This is a genomic window from Sorangium sp. So ce367 (assembly GCF_051520455.1).
GTDB classification, from domain to species: Bacteria; Myxococcota_A; Polyangia; order Polyangiales; family Polyangiaceae; genus Sorangium; species Sorangium cellulosum_B.
Genome location: NZ_CP150334.1, coordinates 4,259,020 through 4,279,587, shown reverse-complemented (window position 1 = coordinate 4,279,587; position 20,568 = coordinate 4,259,020). Strand labels below are relative to the sequence as shown.

15 protein-coding genes are annotated in these 20,568 nt (G+C 72.2%); 5 read left to right on the top strand and 10 right to left on the bottom strand.

What is annotated here, in order from left to right:
- The first annotated feature begins 100 nt into the window (after window positions 1-100).
- The gene (locus WME97_RS16345; RefSeq protein WP_437552837.1) at window positions 101-1,351 is read left to right on the top strand and encodes an esterase/lipase family protein; all 1,251 of its coding nucleotides are present in this window, start codon (window positions 101-103) and stop codon (window positions 1,349-1,351) included.
- The gene (locus WME97_RS16340) at window positions 1,348-2,109 is read left to right on the top strand and encodes a uracil-DNA glycosylase (protein ID WP_437552836.1); all 762 of its coding nucleotides are present in this window, start codon (window positions 1,348-1,350) and stop codon (window positions 2,107-2,109) included. The genes WME97_RS16345 and WME97_RS16340 overlap by 4 nt, the downstream gene beginning before the upstream one ends.
- Here the strand turns inward: WME97_RS16340 and grxD are convergent.
- Entirely contained in the window at window positions 2,106-2,420 is a 315-nt protein-coding gene (gene grxD / locus WME97_RS16335) for a Grx4 family monothiol glutaredoxin (protein ID WP_437552835.1), read from the bottom strand. The two genes, WME97_RS16340 and grxD, sit on opposite strands and share 4 nt — an antisense overlap.
- Window positions 2,421-3,092: 672 nt before the next feature.
- On the opposite strand from grxD, the gene WME97_RS16330 reads away from it, so the two are divergent.
- Window positions 3,093-3,776 (top strand): hypothetical protein, encoded by a 684-nt coding sequence (locus WME97_RS16330; protein WP_437552834.1) that lies wholly within the window; start codon window positions 3,093-3,095, stop codon window positions 3,774-3,776.
- Between the two features lie 280 nt (window positions 3,777-4,056).
- The gene (locus WME97_RS16325) at window positions 4,057-5,631 is read left to right on the top strand and encodes a hypothetical protein (RefSeq protein WP_437552833.1); all 1,575 of its coding nucleotides are present in this window, start codon (window positions 4,057-4,059) and stop codon (window positions 5,629-5,631) included.
- Between the two features lie 4 nt (window positions 5,632-5,635).
- Here WME97_RS16325 and WME97_RS16320 read toward each other — a convergent pair whose 3' ends face one another.
- The 5 genes from WME97_RS16320 to WME97_RS16300 form a co-directional block, all read right to left on the bottom strand.
- On the bottom strand, window positions 5,636-8,737 hold the full coding sequence (locus WME97_RS16320; protein WP_437552832.1) for a hypothetical protein: 3,102 nt from the start codon (window positions 8,735-8,737) through the stop codon (window positions 5,636-5,638).
- Between the two features lie 209 nt (window positions 8,738-8,946).
- On the bottom strand, window positions 8,947-10,290 hold the full coding sequence (locus WME97_RS16315; RefSeq protein WP_437552831.1) for a zinc-ribbon domain-containing protein: 1,344 nt from the start codon (window positions 10,288-10,290) through the stop codon (window positions 8,947-8,949).
- Window positions 10,291-10,692: 402 nt separating this feature from the next.
- Complete coding sequence (locus tag WME97_RS16310; protein ID WP_437552830.1) at window positions 10,693-12,426, bottom strand: sigma-54-dependent transcriptional regulator; 1,734 nt, start codon at window positions 12,424-12,426, stop codon at window positions 10,693-10,695.
- 298 nt (window positions 12,427-12,724) lie between these two features.
- Window positions 12,725-14,371 (bottom strand): GMC family oxidoreductase, encoded by a 1,647-nt coding sequence (locus tag WME97_RS16305; protein ID WP_437552829.1) that lies wholly within the window; start codon window positions 14,369-14,371, stop codon window positions 12,725-12,727.
- Window positions 14,368-14,955, bottom strand: coding sequence for a gluconate 2-dehydrogenase subunit 3 family protein (locus WME97_RS16300; RefSeq protein WP_437552828.1), 588 nt, complete (start codon window positions 14,953-14,955; stop codon window positions 14,368-14,370). Before WME97_RS16300 ends, WME97_RS16305 begins: the two co-directional genes overlap by 4 nt.
- A gap of 178 nt (window positions 14,956-15,133) precedes the next feature.
- On the opposite strand from WME97_RS16300, the gene WME97_RS16295 reads away from it, so the two are divergent.
- A complete protein-coding gene (locus tag WME97_RS16295) occupies window positions 15,134-16,774 on the top strand; it encodes a hypothetical protein (protein ID WP_437552827.1) in 1,641 nt (546 codons plus the stop codon).
- 82 nt (window positions 16,775-16,856) lie between these two features.
- Here the strand turns inward: WME97_RS16295 and WME97_RS16290 are convergent, their stop codons facing one another.
- The 4 genes from WME97_RS16290 to WME97_RS16275 all read right to left on the bottom strand — a co-directional run bounded on the left by WME97_RS16290 (window position 16,857) and on the right by WME97_RS16275 (window position 20,528).
- Complete coding sequence (locus tag WME97_RS16290; protein ID WP_437552826.1) at window positions 16,857-18,950, bottom strand: ATP-dependent DNA helicase; 2,094 nt, start codon at window positions 18,948-18,950, stop codon at window positions 16,857-16,859.
- 10 nt (window positions 18,951-18,960) lie between these two features.
- Window positions 18,961-19,386: a hypothetical protein gene (locus WME97_RS16285; protein WP_437552825.1), complete on the bottom strand. Its 426-nt coding sequence runs from the start codon at window positions 19,384-19,386 to the stop codon at window positions 18,961-18,963.
- Between the two features lie 127 nt (window positions 19,387-19,513).
- Window positions 19,514-19,897, bottom strand: coding sequence for a PilZ domain-containing protein (locus tag WME97_RS16280; protein ID WP_437552824.1), 384 nt, complete (start codon window positions 19,895-19,897; stop codon window positions 19,514-19,516).
- A gap of 121 nt (window positions 19,898-20,018) precedes the next feature.
- Window positions 20,019-20,528, bottom strand: coding sequence for a hypothetical protein (locus tag WME97_RS16275; protein WP_437552823.1), 510 nt, complete (start codon window positions 20,526-20,528; stop codon window positions 20,019-20,021).
- Between the last annotated feature and the right edge of the window lie 40 nt (window positions 20,529-20,568).

The window sequence follows — 20,568 nt, the reverse complement described above, 5'->3', positions numbered from 1 at the left end:
CATGCCGCCGCTTCTTCACGCCGCCCGGCTGTCACGGTCGCAGGCGCGGGCGGCGACGGAAATGCCGCGGAGGGCCGGCGGACATGGCACATTCCCGCGCGTGCAGAAGACGCGCGTCTACCTGTCGCCGGGCATGTTCGGCTTCGCGACCCTCGCCTCCCTCGAGTATTTCGAGCACTTCATCCGCGCGATCGAGGAGCGGTTCCGCGATCGCGGCCGGATCGTCGAGATCCACGTCTGCGAGGTCCACCCGACGGCCTCCATCCTCCGCCGGGCGGCGAAGCTCGCCCGCCTCGTGGACGAGAGCGCCGGGGACGACGACGGCCCCATCCACATCGTAGGCCACTCGACCGGAGGCCTGGACGCTCGCCTCGTCGCTTCGCCCACGTCACGGCTCCCCGGGAACGCTCACCGCCGGCTCGGCTGGACGAGCCGGCTGCGGTCCGTCACCACCATCAACACGCCCCATTTCGGCACCCCGCTCGCCGCCTTCTTCGCCACGGTGAGCGGCCAGCGCCTGCTCTACGCCGTCACCGCGCTGACGGTGGCCGGCCTCAAGCTCGGCGCGCCGCCGCTCGCCGCCGCGTCGGCGCTGGTCGCCGCGTTCGGCCGGGCGCAGCTCGGTTTCTTCGAGGTCGAGCTCATCGATCGCGCGGTCGAGAGCTTCATCCGCGTGCTCGACGACGCATCGAGCCGCGAGCTGCGCGCCTGGCTGAAGCTCTTGCGCGACGACCAGGGCGCCATCGTCCAGCTCATGCCCGAGGCGATGGATCTGCTCCACGCCGGACTCGAGGACCGCGCGGGCTTGCGGTACCAGAGCGTCGCGACGTACGCGCCACGCAACGCCGTCCGCGACTGGGTATCGGCGCTCCGGTCGCCGTGGGGAGCGATGTCGGCTGCCATCTTCACCGCGCTGTCGAACATCACCGCCCGCCTGAACGAGCACTACCCTTGCCGCTCCCATGACGGCTCGATCGAGCAGAAGCTCGCGCGCGTGCTCGGGGAGCTGCCGCCGCCGGACGCCAACGACGGCGTGGTCCCGCTGGCCTCGCAGGTCTGGGGGGAGCTCATCTGGGCCGGCAAGGCCGACCACCTGGACATCGTCGGCCATTTTCCGGGCAAGGGCGGGCACATCGACTGGCTGGCGAGCGGAGCCCGCTTCAATCGCCTGCGCTTCGACGCGGTGCTCGACCGCATCGTGACCGGGATGGTGGCCGGCGAGCAGAGCGGCCTGACGGAGCACGCGGCGGCGCCGCCGCGCCCGCTCGCGGAGGCGCGCGCATCGGAGCGCGGCGTGGACGTGGGGCAGAGCAGCGCATCGACGAGCTCGGGCGGCGAGCCCGCCGCGTGAGCCGCGGCGGCGCGGCGCGCGCGCTCGATCTGATCACGGCGGAGCTCGTCGAGTGCCGGCGCTGCCCGCGGCTCGTGGCGTGGCGCGAGGACGTCGCGCGAGAGAAGCGGCGCGCTTACCGGGACCAGACCTACTGGGGCCGCCCTGTGCCGGGCTTCGGCGATCCGGACGCGCCGCTCGTGATCGTCGGCCTCGCCCCGGCGGCGCACGGCGGGAACCGCACCGGCCGCATGTTCACGGGCGATCGGTCGGGTGACTTCCTCTACGCGGCGCTCTATCGAGCGGGGCTCGCCTCGCAGCCGACGAGCACCTCGCGCGACGATGGGCTCTCGCTCCGGGGCGTGTTCATCACCGCCCCCTGCCGCTGCGCTCCCCCGGACAACAAGCCCACGATCGCCGAGCTCGCGGCGTGCCGCGGGTGGATCGACCGAGAGCTCGCGGCGCTGCATCGGGCGCGCGTGTACCTCGCGCTCGGCAAGATCGGCTATGACGCCGTCGGCGCGCTCGCCCGCTCGCGCGGCGCGTCCGCGGGGGATCGCGCGGAAGCTCACCCGCGCCTCCCGCCGTTCGCGCACGGCGTAGAGGCGGCGATCCCCGATCCGCGCGGCGGCGCCGGGGCGGCGCTGCTCTTCGGCAGCTACCACGTCAGCCAGCAGAACACCCAGACGGGGCGGCTCACCGGCGACATGTTCGACGAGGTCCTGCGCCGCGCCGTCAGCGCGGCGGGGCTTCGCTCCCCCGAGCGATCCGGACGTTAGTCCTGCTTCGACAGGAGCTTCTGCAGATCGCCCGACTGGAACATCTCCGTCAGGATGTCGGAGCCGCCGATGAACTTCCCGTCCACGTAGACCTGCGGGATCGTCGGCCACTGCGAGAAGTCCTTGATCCCTTGGCGCAGCGAGGGATCGGACAGCACGTTGACGTCCTTGAAGTCCACGCCGCACTTTTTCAGGATGTCGACGGCCCGCGCTGAGAACCCGCATTGCGGGAAGGTCTTGGTGCCCTTCATGAAGAGGACGACGCGGTTGCTCTCGACGGTATCCTTGATCGCTTGGTGGATGTCGCTCATGGCTCGTTCCTGATCTCCCGCCGCGAGCGGGATCGCCCATTGTTCAATCTACACAGAAGCGGCGCGTGACTGCCGGGCCGCACGCCGTGGCGTGCCGGCCGGGCTCGCGACGGGACCGCGCTGGGCTCGCCAAGCGGACCACGTGACCGCCCCGCCCCGCGCGCGGTTGTGAACGGGGTTTCTGGTGTCGCCCTCCGCCCGCGTCAACTGGGCTGGAGCGCCGCAGGGGTCCCATGGAGGGCGCAGGGACCCGTGGTTCCTCCGGCGGGTGCGCCGACGGCTTGGTGCGTCTTCGCGAGGAATGGGGCGGTAGGCGGCGCCGGCCAGGCTCAGCGCATCCATCGGGGGGGGCTCGACGGCCGTGGCCGTGTGGGGACACGGGGGGCGATCGACACCGCGCGCGCCCGCCCGCGAACACGGAAACGTCGAACGCTGGTCGACAACGTGCTCCAGGACCTGTGTGCCCAGGCCGCGGCGACGCCGCTTTCCGCTCGCTGGACGCGCCTCGTGCCATCTGCACCGCAGCGTCTGGCCTCGCGCAGCCAAGTCGTTGTAGAACACGCCCCCACCTCGGCCGTCTTACCGACCGTGACCAGCGGCGGTGAGCCGCCGCGGGTGCGGCGAGCGTCCCATTGTCGCGGCCTCACCCGCACAACCCTGAAGGAGCCTCGTATGCGCTTGCACGTCCTCATCCCAGCGGCCCTGCTCGGCCTCGCGCCCCTCGCCTGCGGCGGCAGCGACCCGGAGCCGAACAACCCGTCGCAGATGCAGAACCAGTACGGGGCGTCAACCCAGTACCCCCCCGGACAATACCCGCCCGGACAGTACGGTCAGCCCACCCAGCCGGGCCAGTACGGCCAACCCACCCAGCCGGGCCAGTACCCGCCGCCGGCCACCACGACCCCCACCCCGACGCCGACGACGCCGACCGCAACGGGCACGAGCACCGGCCAGGCGACCCCGATCGCGCCTGCTGCGGTCAGCGCAGCGACCCCGATCCTCACCGCCATGGCGGCCTCCGAGGTCCAGGGCATGCAGCCGGAGGGCGGCGCGTTCGCCGGGCAGTTCCAGGACGGCCAGACGCTCGAGCAGCCGTTCAATATCCAGCCGGGCAAGTGTTACTCGGTGATCGGCGTGGGCCTCGGCGTCCAGGAGCTCAACCTGCAGATCGTCGCGCAGCCCGCGCCGATGCTGCCGCCCGTGGTGCTCTCCCAGGACAACACCACGGGACCGAACGCCACGCTCGGTGGCAAAGGCTCTTGCTTCAAGAATCCGCTCCCCGTGGGCGGCCCCGCGAAGGCCATCATGACCGTCAAGGGCAGCGGCCTCGCCGTCGCCCAGATCTACGTGAAGTAGTCGCGCCCCTGCAGGCTGGCGCCGTCTGCCTCAGGTATCGAGGCGCGGCGCCGCCGGTCGCGCCCAGGGACGTCCGCTGCCCTGCGGTCGTCCGCTGCCGCCACGCAGCCCCGGCACCACCGCCTCGGGGAACAGCTCGCGACGGCACGATTGTGCGACCCTACTCACCCCAAGCTCTGCTCGGCAGCGTCGGTGGCCGACGGACAGGGCTCACCCGGAATGCCGTCGTACGTTTGCCCCTCCACTGTTCGCTGGGGGAGATGCAAGGTACACTCCAAGAGTGAGCTTGCCTTGGAAGTACTCGGCTCCCTGGATCGCCATCGTCGGACTGGCGTCCTGCTCTTTTCGTATGGCCGATGAGTCGACGGGCGGCCCCGACATGCCTGGGGACACCGCTCAACCCACGGTCCTGGCGTTCGAGGAGGAAGGCACGCTCCAGCTCGTGCCAGGGGAGCTGCGCACGGTCTGGGTCACGGGACAACCACCGGCGCCCTACGAGGTGAGCTTCACCCTCCTCGGCGAAGCCGCAGGTGCATGGGTCGACCGCACCACGGCCGTCGCGGACGAAAATGGCAGGGCCTCGGTTCAGCTCCACGCGTCGACCCTGGGAAGCACGTTTCGGCTCCGCGCCGCGACAAAGGGCGGGCCGTCCGCGGAGCTCGGTGTTTCGGTGAGCGCGGAGGGCTTCGGTACGCTCCGCGTCATCCCGGTCTATGAGGGGACGCGCGTCGCGAAGGACTGGACGGCGAGCGTCGTCGCGGAGGCCACCTGCGAGGAGATCGCAGCCGCTGCGCCCGAAGCACCCGTGGGCGCGCTCGTGGCGCACGGCGGTCCGGACGAACCGGTGGTCGTCAAGGGCGCGCCTGTAGGGCCGAGCCTTACCGTCGCCCTGCACAGCGGTCGGATCATGTGGGGTTGCGTGGGCGAACGAGAGCTGCAGGCCGGCTCCGCGCGCGACGTCCGCGTCCCGATCAAGGACCTGCCGATCGATATGGCGGCGGCGCGCCTCGACACGAAGCTGACCCTCGTGACGGCGGAGGGCCTGAGCGCGATGCTCGAAGCAGCGACCGAGCAGCTGCTCGACGCCTTCTTGCCTGCCGGCGCGGAAGCCGCGTCCCTGCTCGACGCCATGCAGCGCGCGGCGCCGCCGGACCAGGCGCGCGCGCTTGCCGCGCAGCGGGTCGAGCGTGACTGGGACGCCGCAGCACAGGCGCACCTCGCCGCGCTCCCGATCCCCCTGCGCGACAGGTGTCGTGGATGGGCGCGTGCCGGGCTCGCGGGGACGCCGCTCGCGCTCGACGGCCAGCTGAGCGGCGTGGCAGACATGCAGGGACGCGCGCTCTTCGAGGCGAGCTGGCTCGGCAGCGTGACCTCTGACAACGCGGGCGTACCACCGGCACATTTCATGTCGTGGACGGCGGATCCCGGCGACGTGCTCCGGCTCGCGGGGACGCTGACGTGGTCGCCAACCCGAACCATCGGCGGGCTGACGGGGCTCGGGGTCGCAGCGGAGACGGCCGCGGAGTCCGTCCCCGCGGCGCTCGCCGCGGCCGCAGAGTGCCAGGCGCTCGGCGAGCTGCTCGGCGGCTACTCCGAGTGCACGAGCGACTGCATGGCGATGCTGTGCGCTGACGGGCTCACGCTCCTGTGGCGTGCTGGAACCGAGGCATCGGAGACAGCCGGGAGGATCGGCGAGATCGTCGTGAACGCTTCAGGCCCTGCGCAGCTCGACAGCTCCGCCGCGCCGATCGCATGGACGGCTGACTGGCTCGGGACCATCCGCGACGGAGGAGGCGAGGAGGTCGGCGTCGAGGGACGGGTGAACGCCGTTTCGCCGGAGGCCATCACCCACTAGCGGATCATCTGGCGGCGTCCTTCGGCTCGCAGCGCAACCGCCACCTCCGGCCCGTTGCGCGCTCGGTCGCAGCGAGCGGGATCGCGCTGGCGCCAACGTCGTTCTGCTTCTCGGGTGCCTTCGCGAAGGCGCCCTGCAGCCTCACCGCCATCGCCTCGACGCACGCGCTGCCTGGATCCAGGCGAAGCCGGAACTCGGCGCCGTCGACGGAGGGAGAGCTTCCGCCGACGTCGAAGCTCGGCGAGCCCTCCAGGCTCGTGTCGAGGAGCCAGCCGTCCTGACCCGGAGCGCAGCGCTCGATCCGTGTATCCGCGAGGTCCTTGCGGCCGAGCGGCACGGCCTCGCCGAGCGCGCCGGTCTCGCGGTCGATCGGGAGCACGTGCCAGGAGCCGGCGCGCACGCCAGGGTCCGGAGCCGCCGAGATGAGCAGGCCGACGCCGCCGCCCAGCGCACGCCGGACCAGGCGCGGAGGATCCACGCCGTAGCCCGAGCGGCCAGGGCGATAGTAGGTCGCCAGCTGCCGCGCGATCCCGAGGTCGGCGCGCCACAGCGCCACGACGTCATACGAGCCGCCGGGCGTCGCGAAGAACCACGTCTCGCCGAGCCGCACGGCGCCGTTCGGAAACGGCCGAAGGAAATTCCCGGCGCGGCCTGCGCTGTCGCGCAACGGAAGGATCGGCAGCCCTTCAGAGGCCGCGAACAGGCTGCAGCCGGCGCCGCGACACACGTGGGTCAGCGCGGCCCGTCCGCCAGGATCGAGGTACGCGCCCCAGGACGCCGCCCCCTGACTCACCACCCCGAGCGCCTCGGCGGCCGACGCCTCATCCGACCAAGGCGAGGCGCTCACGCCGCTGGAACGCACCCCGCCATCCGGGTCGAAGCGATCGTCGAAGCGGAGGAGCCAGCGCCCGGCGCGCGCCCAGTCTGCGCCTCGCTTGCCCCATGCGTAGGCGCGCATCGTCACGATGTCGTACGGAGCCCCGTTATCGAGGCCGATCTCGTCGGCCCCGCGCTTGGGCGGCGGCGTGTTGCGGAAAGGAGCCCACGGCGACGTCGGTATCTCCGTCGACGCCGAGCGCGTGACCGACGAGGCCGGGCGCGCTCCCTCGGCGCGCGCGGAAGGCGCGGCGGGAGGCTTGTCCGGCAGCGGCGGCGTCGAGGAGCCGAGGGCCGCGCAGCGCATCGCGATCGGGCTCCCCGCGCGGAGCGGCGTCTGGAGCACCGGCGGCGGCTTCGCCTCGGCGAGATCGTCCGGCAGCGCCGTCTTGCCCCAGCCGACCCGGATCCAGCCCCTGAAGACGCAGCCGACGGGGCCGCACGCGCGCGTCCTCGACGCCGCGGTGTCGGCGTCCCGCTCGGGCAGATCGAGCGAGCGCCAGGTCATGCCGCCGTCCGTCGACTCGGCGGCGCGCTCGCCTTCTCCGAGGGAGAACGCGAACCGCCCAGACAAGAGCGCGCCCGTGCCGTCCTGGCGCGGCGCCCCCGCGGTCACCTTCCCGCTCTTCGCGTCGATCCGAACGCCCACGATCGGACCGCCTGCCTCTACCCAGCCGCCGATGACGCCGGGCTCACGCTCCTCGAACCCTTCGATCCACATGCCGTGCTGCAGATCGCGCGCGGTGCTGCGCGGCTTGGGCGGGAGGATCAGCGGGACGGTCGTGACGTCGCTCCCCTTGAGCAGCGTGAGCTGCCCCGACGCGTCCAGGCGAGGCGGCGAGAGGACGGCGATGCGGCCGTCGGACAGCGCGACGACGCGCTCGATGCCGACGTCTCGCGCGGGCGCGCGGACGTGGATCTCGCGGGTGCGCCCGTCGGCGGCGACGACGCAGTACGCACGCCCGGCGCGCTCCGCGCTGTCTTCGCTGCAGGAGCCGCGGATCACCAGCGCGCCGTTGCCGCTCGCGACCACGAAGCGGGGCTCGTCGAAGCGCATCAGCCGGCGCATGCCGAGCGGCGGCTGGAAAGCGTACAGGGTCGTCGGCCCCTCGCGCTCGCCGCACACGAACCCGAACGACGCCCCCGCGCGGATCGCATGGCAGGCCGCCTCTCGCTCCGGATAGGCGTCGGGCGCGACGTCGATGACCGCCCCGTCGCGCAGCGAGACGCGCGCCAGGGCGCCGCCGCGAGCCACCACCGCGGTCGTGCTCGAGTCGGGCCACCCGTCCTCGACCGCGGCGCGGAGCGGGCGCCTCCCGAGAGGCCCCTGCGCGCGCGCCGGCGGCTCCTGCACGTCGTCGGAAGCCTCCAGCGTGCGGTACGTCACGCCGCCGCGCGCATCGACCGCGTAGAGCCCGCTCGCGGTCATGACGGCAGGATCGCCGCCGACGACGGCGACAGAGGTCGGCCGCGCGTCGATCTCGACCTCACGCCAGGTGGCCCCTGCGTCGAACGTGACGAGCAGGCCGCGCAGATCGGCCTCGACCAGGGCGCGCCATCCGTCGGCGAACGCGATCTGGCCGTACGTGCTCGCCGGTGGGAGCGGGCCGAGCGGCATCGCCGCGCCCGTCTGCGCGTCGATCGCGAGGAGCCGGTGGCTGTGCGAGAGCCGCGCGTAGAGGCGATCGAACCCCGCGAGGATCTCGTTCGCCTCCGACGGCAGCTGCACGAGCGGCTCGAGCGGGGCGAGCCACGCCTGGGCCCGCCAGAGCTGCGCGCTGCCGCGGCTCGAGGCGTGGAACAGGTACCCGCCGCCCAGGCGCGTCGGCAGCTTGAGCGAGGTGATCTGACCTGACGGCAACAGGTCGGCGGCGCGCTCCAGCGATCCATCGTCGTGCGCGACGACGCGCATGCGATCGATGAGCACCCGCTTGGCCCCCGCCTCGCTGGCCACCACCCCGCGCTCTCCGACGAGATCCGGGAGCAGCCGCGATGGAGTGACCATGGTCACGAGCGCCCCCTGCGAGGATCGCCCGCCCGGAGCCGGGCGCGACGCTTGCCCGGAAGCGCTGCGATCGCTCGACGCCGGTCCTCCGGAGGGCGCCATCGCCGCCTGTCCACCGCACCCTGCCGCGCTCGCGCAAAGGAGCAGCGCCATCGCGGAGCGCCGCGCCGCGCCCGGCATCCGCCGAGGAATCGGCGCGCGCAGCCGCCCGTCGGGCTCACTCATGACGGACGATGCTAGCGCGGCGGTCCAGGCGCCGCACCGTCCTTGCGGGCGCCCACGCCAAGGTTCAGCCGCGGCTCGCGTCGCGCGTCTCTGCAGCGGCTGGCCCACGCCGGTCGCGCATCGCACGCCGAGCGCCGGAGCAGCCGCTGCACGCGCGGCTCCGGCGACGAGCATCTCCGCTCACCGATCGGACGACGGCCGACGCGCGTTCACTTGCCCTTTGCGGAGCACTGCATCGCGCACATCAGATCGCCGACCGCGCACCCGCAGCCGCCGCGCTTCGCGGGGGCCGGAGCGGCCGGCGCCGGGGCGGCCGCAGCAGGCGACTGCTTGCCTGCGGTGCTGCCGCCGGTGTTCGGTCGCGGCGTCGGCCTCGCGTTCGGGCGCGCCCCTGCTGCCGTCGGCGTGGCGCTCGGCGCGGCGCTCGCGACCGGCTCTGCCGTCGCGGTCGCCGACGCCGTCGCCGGCGCGGTGGGCGCGGGCGCCGGCGCCGTGTCGAGGGGCGCCGTCGTCGCCGGCGCGGCGGCCGTGGGCGGCGCGGTCTCGACCGCGGTGGGGACCGGCGTGCTACCCCCGCCCTTCATCAGGAAGAAGACACCTGCGATCGCGATGCCCGCGATCGCGATGCCCGCGGCGATGATCAACGGGGCGCGGTTCTTGGAAGGGGCCTCGCCGACGTTCGGCGGCGCGACCGACGGCGCTCGCGCCGTGGTGACGATCGGCGCGCTGAGCTGGAACAGGCCGCCGTCGTTGGCGACGATGCTCGCGACGGGCGACGGCGCTCGGACACCAGCTCCCGACGCGAGGGCCTTCAGGTCGATGAGGCCGGAGTCGTCCGAGGCGCTGACGGCCGCCCGCGCCGGGGCCGGAGCGGCGGCCTTCGCCGTGAGGGCGCTCAGCGAGAACAGCATCGAGTTCTCGTCGCGCTGGCCAGGCGCGGCGCCGCTCTTGAAGAGCGGAGCGCTCGTGGCCACGTCGTCGGAGCTGGGCCGGTGCGCCTCGACGCCCGGGCTCGCGCCGAAGAGATCCTGCGTCGGACGTGCCGGATCGCGACGCACCGCCGCGGCTCGAGGAGCGGCCGCCGCGACCGACTCGACGCCCGGGGAGGTCTGCCCGAGGGCCGCTCCCCCGCTGGGCGCGGACGTCGACTGCACCGGCGCCGCCTCCTGCGCGGCCACGGAGGCAGGAGCGCTGCCTGCATGCAGGGCCGCGACGATCGTGTCGATCTGGCCGAGCGGCTGCCAGTCGGCCATGCCGTCCGCCCAGACGTACGTCTCGGCGTTGATCACCCCCGACTGGTAGCTCGTGACGATCTCGGCGAGCGCCATCGAGCGCTGATCGCCGTCCGCCACGTTGACCAGGTACGTCGTCCCGTCATTCGGAACGCTCGTGCCGGAGACCGGATCGGCGACCCCGCCGTTGGTCGTCACGCCCGAGCTGTTCACGAGGATCGTCGCGCCGCATTTGCGGCACTTGATCTTGACGGTTCTGCCTTGGACCTTCTCGTCCGAGACGGTGTATTTCGACTGACAGGACTGGCAGGTGATCTTCATTGGGGGCTGGCCCGCTGGGGTGTAGTGCCGGCGAGGCGTCGCGTAGAGTTTACCTTGATGCCGCGCCGGTGGCTCGCTCTCTGACGTGCCAGTCGCGCGTCTGATCTCGCAGCTCCGCTTTACGATAGCCGAGGTCGTCGTCCCTTCGTAAAGCACAAAGGGACGGACCTCCAACGAGACCGTTGTCGGGGTGCGGCGCAGCAGCGCCCAGATCGGGCTCCGGAGTGCGACCAGCCGCCTCGCGGGGCGGCTCAGGGGCCCATCCGCGCGGGGAGGCGCCTCACACTCGACGCGCCCGCGCGACCCGTGATTGCTGCGGCACTGCGAACCTGCGGTGTGGCGGTGTGAGCTCGCGGCGCGGCGCGGTGTGCCCTCGCGGCGCAGAGCGGCAAGGAGGCTCCGTCAGGCGTCGCCGCGCGCGGAACCGAGCTCTTCCAGGACCGGCTCGTCGGTGACGACCGGCACATCGTCGACCGGGTCTTGCGGCTCGGCGCTCTCGCTGTGCCCCTGGGCCTCGTGGCTCCCCACGTGCTCCCCGTACGCCTGCAGCTTCGAGTACAGGCCGCGGCGGCTGATCCCGAGCACGCGGGCGGCGCGCTGTTTGTTGCCGCGCACCGCCTCGAGGGTCAGCAGGATGAGCTTGCGCTCGGCGTCCGCCAGTCGCGTTCCGACCGGAAGGCGCAGCACGAGCGGGTGCTCGGCCGCTTCGCCGGCGTCCCGCGACGGCTCGGCCTCGTGCGCGCCCGCCTCCCCCGGCCTCCGCGGCATCGAGGCTGGGCCGATGGACGACGGCACGGGCTGCGCGCCGACGTGCGACGGCACGGGCTCGGAGGGAACCACCAGGTCGGCGGCATGAACGATCGGCACCGAGAGCGGCTCGGCCGGCTCGGCAGGGACGACCGGCGCCGCCACCCTCGCCGACGGGATGCTGTCATAGGAACGCCGGCCCGAGCGCCGCTCGATCCGGCCCTGGCCGAGCTGGACGTCGTTGGCCGAGACCAGCTCGTTCGAGGCGAAGAGCGCCGTCTGCTCGATGACGTTGCGCAGCTCGCGGACGTTGCCCGGCCAGTCGTGCTCGGCCAGCCGCTCGACGGCGGCGTCCGAGAGGCGGCGGGCCGGGGTGCCGTAGCGCTTCGCGAACTTCAGCAGGAAGCGCTCGGCGATGGGCAGGATGTCCTCCCTGCGCTCGCGCAGCGGCGGCAGCGTCACCGTGAACACGTTGAGCCGGTAGTAGAGGTCCTCGCGGAAGACGCAGTCGTCGACGAGGTCGAGCAGGTCCTTGTTCGTGGCGGCGACGACGCGGACGTCGGCCTCGATCTCCTTGCGGCCGCCGACGCGCGTGAACCGGTACGTCTCGAGCACGCGGAGGAGGCTGACCTGCACGGCCGCGTCCATCGTGCCCACCTCGTCGAGGAAGACGGTGCCGCCCGCCGCCGCCTCGAACTTGCCCTCCGCGGCCGCGAACGCGCCGGTGAACGAGCCCTTCTCGTGGCCGAAGAGCTCGCTGCCGATGAGCTCGCGCGGGATCGCGCCCGTGTGGACCGGCACGAACGGGCCCGCGCGGCGGCGGCTCCGGTTGTGGATGGCGCGCGCGACGAGCTCCTTGCCCGTGCCGCTCTCGCCGACGATGAGCACGGGGGCCATCGTCGCGGCGACGCGCTCGATGCGGGTGAAGACCTCCCGCATCCGCGTCGAGCCGCCGATCATCCCCTCGAACACGAGCTGCCCATGGAGGGGATCGTCGTCGTCGAACTCGGTCGGCGGCGACGAGAGGAGCTCGCGCACGAGCAGCACGAGGCGCGCCGGATCGAGCGGCTTCTGGAGGTAGTCGGCCGCTCCCAGCTTGAGCGCGTCGACGGCGCTCGTGATCGACGCCGCGCCGGTGACCATGACCACGTGGGGCGGCGGCGCCTTCGGCTCGGGCCCCTCGAGCTCGCCGGGCGAGAGCCGGCGCATCAGATCGACCCCCGTCATGCCCGGAAGGTTGAGATCCGTGACGAGCACGTCAGCCGGCGTCCGCTGGTGAATCTCGAGCGCTTGCTCGCCGCTCGACGCAACGACGACGTCGAGCCCTTCATGGCGCAGCACCGCCTCGAGGATGGCCGCCTGGTCGGGCTCGTCCTCGACGAGGAGCACACGGCCGTGATGGCTGTGGCTCCGATGCGGCGAGCGCGCTTGTCCGCGCGGAATTGCAGCTGAAACTGCGTTCGGTCCCAAAGCTTCCCTCCCAGCTCGGCGGACGGACGGCTCGGCCCCGTGCGAGTTGAAACGTGCCGTTAAACTTGTACCTCGCGGGGCCTCGTATCAACTCGGGAGTTGCCTCCTTCTCGGGTGCAAAGCCCCCCTCACATACCGTCCGCGACATGCCGTGCCTGCCCGACGGATGTGGCGCCCCTGGCTCACTGACTCCTGTGGTGACACGCCGCCGCGCGCATCACCAGCGCTCGATGATGCCGCATGCGATGCGATCGGCCAGCGCCATGCACGTAAGCATCGGATTCACTGCCGGACTTCCAGGAAAGATGCTCGTGTCAGCGACGTACACATTGTCCAGATCGTGGCAGCGCCCCTCCTCATCGACCACCCCGTCCCGCGGGCGCCTCGACATCCGCGCCGTACCGAAGGCGTGATTCGCCGCGGTGATCGTGTCGCGCCCGTCGAGCCGTTTGCTCTTCAGGATCTCGGCTTCTTTGGGCGACGTCAGCTCGTCGGGCACGCCGTGCAGCCCGGGCAGTATCGACGAGGCCCCCGCCGCCCAGCAGATGTCGGACAAGATGCCGAGACCGCGCTGGATCTTCTCGACGTCGCGCGGTGCGTAGTCGAATCGCACATCAGGGTCCCAGCTGCCGCGCTTCGGACGCACCGTCCCGCGCGACTGCTCGGCTGCAATGATGACGTCGAACGGCGCCATCCGATTGTATGTCCGGAGATGACGCTGGTAGTCGTGCCCGAGGCCGGGAAATCGCGCGGCGAGCACGGCCGGAGGCGACCAGAGGACCTCCAGCTTGATCCCTTGCTCGATGAAGTGGAGCGAGTGATAGCCCTGGGTCGCGCCCTCCCATGGATCGATGGGCTCCGGGAACACCGCCATGATGGCGAGCCCAGGGTGGAGCTGCAGCTCGTTGCCCACATGACCGCTCGAGCCGGCGGCGCCGCTGCGGAGCAGGATGAGCGGGGTCGCCATGCAGCCGGCCGCGAGCACGACGAGCTCCGCCCGTATCTCGACGGGCGCCCCCTCGCGCCAGGTGAACGGCTCGATCGTGCGCCCGCGCATCCCGGTTGCGCGCCTGCCGGCGAGCAGCAGGTGCTCGGCGCGCACGCTGGTGAAGACGCGCGCGCCCGCCCGGATCGCGGCGGGGACGTACGAGACGTCGGTCGACATCTTTGCGCGGTTGCGACACCCCGTGAAGCACTCGCCCGAGCCGCGGCAGCCGCGCACGTTGCGGTGGGTCGGCTCGCTCGACAGCCCCAGCGCATCGCAGCCGCGCTTGAAGCGCAGGTTGCGCTCGCCCTGCACCTCCATCGGCGTGGGTGAGACGCCGAGCAGGCGCTCGACGCGATCGTAGTGGGGCAGCAGCGCGTCCAGGGTGAGCGAGGACGTGCCGGTCCGCTCTGCCCACTTGTCGAACACCCAGGCAGGCGAGCGCGCGCAGATGGCCGAGTTGACGACCGAGCCGCCCCCGAGCGCGATCGCCTGCATGGTCGGGATGAGCATGCGCCCGCGGGCGGCGCGCATCCCCCCCTCGCGCAGCGTGCGCGAGAGCGACTCGCCCGGCTCCTGGCGGAAATCCTCCACCCCGAACGGCGGCCCCTCCTCGACGAGGATCACGTCGCGCCCCGCCTCGGCGAGCTCCTTGGCGACGACCGCGCCGCCCGGACCGGAGCCGACGACGAGCACCTCGCACGACGCCCGCACCTCGCCCTCGTAGTCGGCGAACACTTTCACCTGCGAGCGCGGCTCTTCGGGCGCGAGCGGCTCCACCGCGCCCCTCGATCGGAGCGTCGCCTCGGAGAGCGAGCGCCGCTCGCTGCGCTCGCGGCCCACGGCGCGAGGCGGCTCCGGGAAGACGGGGAGCTTCACGCCGTCACCCCCGGCGCGAGCGACGGGGGCGCCGCGGCGGCGGGCTCACCCGCCGCTCTGCCGGCGGCGCGGCGCTCGAAGGGCGTGGCGCAGCAGGCGACGCCGATCGCGCCGGCGACCTTCTCGTTCGCGAGATACCCCATCGAGAGCATCGTCCGCAGCGAGAGGAACGTCACCCGCCGGAGGTAGATGCAGCTCTGCGCCATCGACGCGAGCACCGCGATGCGATCGGCCTGCGGGAGGCGCGTGAAGCGTGCGCGGCGCGGCCCGAAGACCCACGGCGAGAGCTCGACGAAGTGGAACAGCAGCCGCATGTAGGGCCGGAGAGGCCGCGGTGTGCGCGCGACGTAGCGGTCCACGTACTCGACCAGCCCGGCCTCGGTGCCGGAGACCGGGATCGGGCCCCCGGCCGGGAACAGGGCGTCAGCGCAGGCCGCCACGATGGCCCGCTCCTTCACGGACAGCGCGGAAGAGGGCGCACCGGAGGCCGACGCCCTGCGCACGAGGAAGACGGCGGCGAGGGCGAGCGCCGCCAGGACAACGACGGGACCAATCACGGGCAGGTGCGCAACGAGCTCGCTCATCACTCGACTCCTTCCTTGTCAGCACGGGAAGCCGTCGCCGTGGCTGCCTCGACAGCGTAGCCCTACAGTCAGAGTGCGCAATTTCGTTCGCACTGCGTCCGGGTGTTCGCACACCATCCTGTCCCGATTTACGCAGCTCGACGTTGTGGCTGTGACAATCGCGGTATGGTCGCGCCCGATGAGCGACGAGCCCGTGACCGCAGTGGGGAGGAGCGAGGAGGTGGGACACGACGAGTCCATCGAAGGCGAGGAGCCGTCCGGAGCCGAGCGCCACAGCTCGCCGGCGCGCGATCTTCGAACCTGGCTCGCTGGCGCTCCCCTCCCCGCCTCGCTGGAGCTCACGCTCGGGCTGCTCGCGCCGATGGTGATCACGATCGCGGCTGCGCTCCGCGTCGCGAGCTTCACGATCGACGACGCGTACATCTCGTTCCGGTACGCGGAGAACCTCGCGAACGGAAACGGGCTCGTTTACAACGTGGGCGAGCGCGTCGAGGGCTACACGAACTTCCTCTGGACGGTGCTCCTCGCCGCGGCGGTGAAGCTCGGCGCGGCGCCGGCGGCGGCGGCGAAGGTGCTCGGCGCCGGGTGCGCCGCAGGTGCGCTCGTCCCGACCTACCTCCTCTCCCGGCGGCTGCGTCCGTTCTCGAACGTGCCCTGCCTCGCGACGTGGCTGCTCGCGATGAGCGTCCTCTTCTCCGGCTACGCGGTGTTCGGGCTGGAGACGCCGCTGTTCCTCCTGCTCACGCTCGCGGGGACCGAGCTCTTCTTCCGCGAAGAGGACGCCGCCAGCGACGACAGCGCCGCTCGACCCACGCTCGTCTCATGGTTCCCCTGGTCCGGCGCGGTGTTCGCGCTCGCCGCGCTCACCCGCCCGGAGGCGCCGCTGTTCCTCGGGCTGCTCGTCGTCTGGCACTCGGAGCAGGCGCTCTCGCGCCGGAGCGTGCTGCGCCTTGTCGCGTTCGCGCTCCCGGTCGCCGCGCACCTCGTGTGGCGGCACAGCTACTACGGCGCGTGGCTCCCGAACACGCTCGCCGCGAAGACGGGCGACTTCGCGCAGCAGATCCAGGGCGGGGGCGACTACGTCCGCAAGTACGCGCAGCACGCCGGCGCCTTCCTGTGGCTCGGGATCCTCTCGGTCGCCTCATCCATCGTCCACCGGCGCCGGAGCGGCCTCGCGATCGCGTCGATCGCGCTGCTGTTCGGCGTGTACGTCGTCGCGGTGGGCGGCGACTGGATGCCTTACTTCCGGTTCCTCGCGCCCGCGGAGCCGTTCGCGTTCCTGCTCGCCGACGACGCGGTCCGCGCGATCGCCGCGCGCCGCGAGCGCGTGGCGTCGCTCGCGATCGCGGCGTTCGGCGCGATCACGATCGCGACCCGCGCCGGCGAGCTCGTGCGGGCCCAGCGGAACCTCCTCGTCAACGACAAGGGCTTCTGGGACGACGCCGCAGGGCGCTCCGCGGAGTGGCTCGTCCAGAACGCGGAGCCTGGCCCCATCGCGCTCGCCGACATCGGCTACATCGGTTACCGCACGGGCTTCCCGGTCGTGGACCTGCTCGGGCTGCTCAGCCCCGAGGTCTCCCGCCTGCCGGGCGCGTACACGCACAAGGTCGGGGCCGGCTACACCGACGCGATCTTCGCGAAGAACCCGCGTTACTTCTTGCTCATCTCCTCCGCGATCGACTGCAAGAGCCCGACGGTGCCCTCCTCCCGCGCCTCGTACGACGACCCCAGGTTCAAGGCGGACTACAGGCTCCGCCAGGCCATCGCCCTCCGGAAGGGCGGCGCCTGGTGCATCTACGGGAAGACGTCGTATCCCTGACGAGCGCGCCGACGCAGCCCGCGCGTCGCCGGAGCGCGCGCCTCATCTCGCGCTTCGCCTCGCGGCCCCTTCGCGCCGCGCCTCACGTCCGCGCCGGCGCTCCGCCTCGCTCCGCTTCCGCGTCGGCCGCGTGGGCCGCCCAGAAGGCGCGCACGTCCTCGATGCGGTCGGTCCGGCGCGCGTCGGGCAAGCTGTCGAGCAGCACGCGGCCGTAGCCGCGCGTGCGGATCCTGCGGTCCAGGATCGCGACGATGCCGCGATCGGTCCGCGCGCGGATCAGCCGGCCGAAGCCCTGCTTCAAGGTGATCGCGGCCTGCGGCACGCTGTAGGCGATGAACGGGTTGCCGCCGCCCTGCTCGATCGCCGTGCACCGGGCCGCGACGACGGGATCGGTCGGCACCGCGAACGGGAGCTTCTCGATGATCACGAGGCGCAGGGCCTCGCCGGGGACGTCCACGCCTTCCCAGAAGCTCATCGTCGCGACGAGCACCGCGTGCCGCTCTGCGCGGAAGCGGCGGAGCAGCGCGCCCTTCGGCGCGTCCCCCTGCACGAGCAGCGGGGCCTGCCGCCCCGGAGCGCTGCCGTCCGCGCGGGCCACCGCCGCGGCGCGCCCGAGCCGGACGCGGAGGGCCGCGGCGAGCGCGTTCATGGCGCGGATCGACGTGCAGAGGAGGAACGCGCCGCCGCCCGTGATGCCGATGAGCTCGGCCGCGCGATCGGCGGCCCGCTCGACGAACGCCGCGTCGGTCGCCTCGGGGAGGTCGCGCGGCGTGTAGAGCAGCGCGGCGGTCGGGTAGTCGAAGGGCGAAGGGACCTCGAGCTCGTCGACAGGGACCGACACGTCCTCGTCGAGGCCCATCCGCGAGCGGAGGAAGCGGAACCCCGCCCCGGCGGAGCCGCCCGTCGTCAGCGTGGCGCTCGTCAGCACCACGGCGCCGATCCGCTCGAAGACGTGCTCGCGCAGCATGTCCCCGAGATCGACCGGCGACGCGCCGAACGAGACGGCGCGGCCGCGCACCTCGACCCACGTGACCTGGTTCGTCGCGGGGTCGACGATCCGCGCCGCGTCGTCCCGCAGCTGCGCGGCGCGGTTGCCGACGAGCTGCACCGCCTCGCTGATCGCGTTCGCGCTCGCGTACGCCGCGAGCGCCTCGAGGTGGTCGTCGAGGCGGTGGTACGCGTCGAGCAGCTCGCCGGACCAGGCGTCCCTGGCGAGCGGGCTCCGGGCTTCGCCGCGATCCCCGCCGCCGCCGGCGCCGCCCAGCGAGGCGAGCCGATCGAAGAGCGCGTCCGCGGACTCGCGCACCACGGCCGTGATCGCCGTCCCCTCGCCCCGCCCGAGGATGCGATCGGCGAGGCCCGACGCGATGAAGGCCCGGTCCGCGTCGCGCAGCATCGAGTCGACCCGCGCGCGAGAGACGCGGACGCCGAAGAAGCCCGTCGCGATGTCCTCGAGCTGGTGCGCCTCGTCGAAGATGACCGCGTCGTACGGCGGGAGCGCGCCGGCGCCGGCGAAGCCGCGGCGCGCTCCGGCGATCTTCAGCGCGAGATCCGCGAAGAAGAGGTGGTGGTTGACGACGAGGAGGCGCGCCGCCTCGCTGTCGCGCTTCATCCGCGTGACGAAGCACCTCTCGAAGTGCTCGCACGAGGCGCCGAGGCGCGTCTCGCTGGACGACGCGACCTCTCGCCAGAGCGGATCCCCCTCGGCAAGGTGGGCGAGCTCCGCGACGTCGCCCATCTCGGTCTCCTGCGCCCACGCCTCGATCAGCGGCAGCGAGCGCCCCGCGATGCCGGCGCCCGCGCCGGGGCTGGTCCGGAGCTCGCTGAAGCGCCGCAGGCACAGGTAGTTGCCGAGCCCCTTCACCAGCGCCGCGCGCGGATCCAGCCGGAGGTGCTCGGCCACGAGCGGCAGGTCCTTCGTGTAGATCTGGTCCTCGAGCGCCTTCGTCGCGGTCGAGACGACGACCTTGCGACCGCTCAGGATCGCGGGCACCAGGTAGGCGAGCGTCTTGCCCGTCCCGGTGCCCGCCTCGCAAAGGAGGATGCGGTCCTCCGCGAGCGCGCGCTCGACGGCGCTCGCCATCGCCACCTGCCCCTGTCGGTCCTCGTACCCGTCCAGGCCGCGCGCGAACGGGCCCGACGGCCCGAGCAGGCTCGCGGCGCGGTCAAAGGGCATCGCGTACCGCTCAGCGCGGCAGGGCGGTCTTCTCCAGCGAGAGGGCGAACCCCACCTCGCTGACGGCGAGCTCGAGCGACGCCACACGCTTCTCGAAGTGGACCTCGCACCACGTATCGAGCGTCCGCTCGGCGTCGCCGGGGTCGCGGACGTGGCGGAGGGCGGCCTCGGCCTCGGTGTAGCCACGCGCCACGGCTGGCTCGGCCATCCCGCGCGCGCGCTCGAAGAGCAGCTCGTCCGCCGCACCCGGGAAGTCGTTGCGCTGGGCGCGCACGACGAACCCGACCCGCAGCGGCTCGGCGCCCACGACGATCCCCGAGTCCATGAGGAGGTTCTCCCGCACCCGCTCCGCGACCTGCACGGCGTCGCCCCGGGTGCGGTAGACCTCGAATCCGGCCTGGAGCAGGGCCTTCTTTATCTCCGCGGGTGTCGGCATCTTCCGCTGGTTTCCGGCTACCCCCAGCTGTCAGCAGGAACATCCATCGCAAAATTGCGGGTGCCTCGTCAAGCCGACAGCGCCGACCCCGTGTGGCACTCTGGCGCGCCGGCGCGCTCCTGTGGGCTCAGGAGCTCGATCGCGGCGACCTCGAGGGGCCTCCTTCCAGGCCCCCCAGACCGTTGATGCCCTCCCGACCCTCCAGGCAATCCAGGAAGCACACCCCAACGATCGATCCATCGGGCTCGTCTTGCACCCACATTATCCTACCCGGACGTGGGCTTCTGCCGTCGAGCCAGACCGTCAGCTCGGTACCGGGATCGAGTGAATTTTCTATCACCACCCTGAGCCCGCCGACGCTCACGTTCAGCGTCCAGCCGGCGACGGCGCGCTCGCCGGTCTCCAGGCGTACCCGTTCGCTCAGCTCACGGCGTGGGCTCCTGCGACGGTTGGCCAGGAGCTCAGGCGGAATCTGGAGTGACGGGGGTGTGAGGGTTCTGCGTCGAATCACGAAAGAAAATTACAAGCACACGCCGTGCCCGGGGACAGAAATGTGAGCTCCGGTCGATATTCAGTATGGACGGGAGCTGCGTCCTGCGCGGTGCACGAGGATGCGCCCTCTACGGCGGTCCTCAGTGCGCGTCGGCGTGATCGGGCTGGTGGCCGGAGCCGTCGCTCGGCTCCTCGAAGACGGAGACGGGCTCGAGCAGGGAAAGCTGCTCGCGCTTGATGCCTACGCCCTTGTCGGAGAAGAAGAGGTCGTTCTCCTGAAGCCGCGAACGCACACGGGCGATGAACAGGATAGGCATGCCCGCCTGCGTGTAACCGAGCTGCACGAGCGTGCCCTTCGGCCAGTTGCCGCCGTCGAACGCGAGCTCCTTGCGAAGCGTGTAGAACCCTTCGGCGGGGAGGCGCTGCAGGGAGTCTGCCCACGTCGTGCCCCGGAACGCGACGGCAGGGCCGTGGAAGTGCCAGCGGTTGTGGACGTTGTGGTCGGGCGTCGTCACCGTCGGCAGACCGTTGTCCGAGTGGTTGTGGAAGGAGACGATGGTGCCAGCAGGCACCTTGTCCTCGTGTCCGGGGAGCGGCTTTGTCGTCAGGTAGAGGCCGCAATCGGGGAGGTGTGACTTCGAGCTTGCCATGGCATGTGCCCCTAGCCCCGCTCCCGACCGCCGTAAAGAC

Coding starts and splice junctions, on each gene's coding strand:
- WME97_RS16320 (WP_437552832.1), bottom strand. CDS start 8,737: ATGAGTGAGCCCGACGGGCGGCTGCGCGCGCCGATTCCTCGGCGGATG.
- WME97_RS16295 (WP_437552827.1), top strand. CDS start 15,134: ATGAGCGACGAGCCCGTGACCGCAGTGGGGAGGAGCGAGGAGGTGGGA.
- WME97_RS16315 (WP_437552831.1), bottom strand. CDS start 10,290: ATGAAGATCACCTGCCAGTCCTGTCAGTCGAAATACACCGTCTCGGAC.
- WME97_RS16300 (WP_437552828.1), bottom strand. CDS start 14,955: ATGAGCGAGCTCGTTGCGCACCTGCCCGTGATTGGTCCCGTCGTTGTC.
- WME97_RS16330 (WP_437552834.1), top strand. CDS start 3,093: ATGCGCTTGCACGTCCTCATCCCAGCGGCCCTGCTCGGCCTCGCGCCC.
- WME97_RS16290 (WP_437552826.1), bottom strand. CDS start 18,950: ATGCCCTTTGACCGCGCCGCGAGCCTGCTCGGGCCGTCGGGCCCGTTC.
- WME97_RS16275 (WP_437552823.1), bottom strand. CDS start 20,528: ATGGCAAGCTCGAAGTCACACCTCCCCGATTGCGGCCTCTACCTGACG.
- grxD (WP_437552835.1), bottom strand. CDS start 2,420: ATGAGCGACATCCACCAAGCGATCAAGGATACCGTCGAGAGCAACCGC.
- WME97_RS16285 (WP_437552825.1), bottom strand. CDS start 19,386: ATGCCGACACCCGCGGAGATAAAGAAGGCCCTGCTCCAGGCCGGATTC.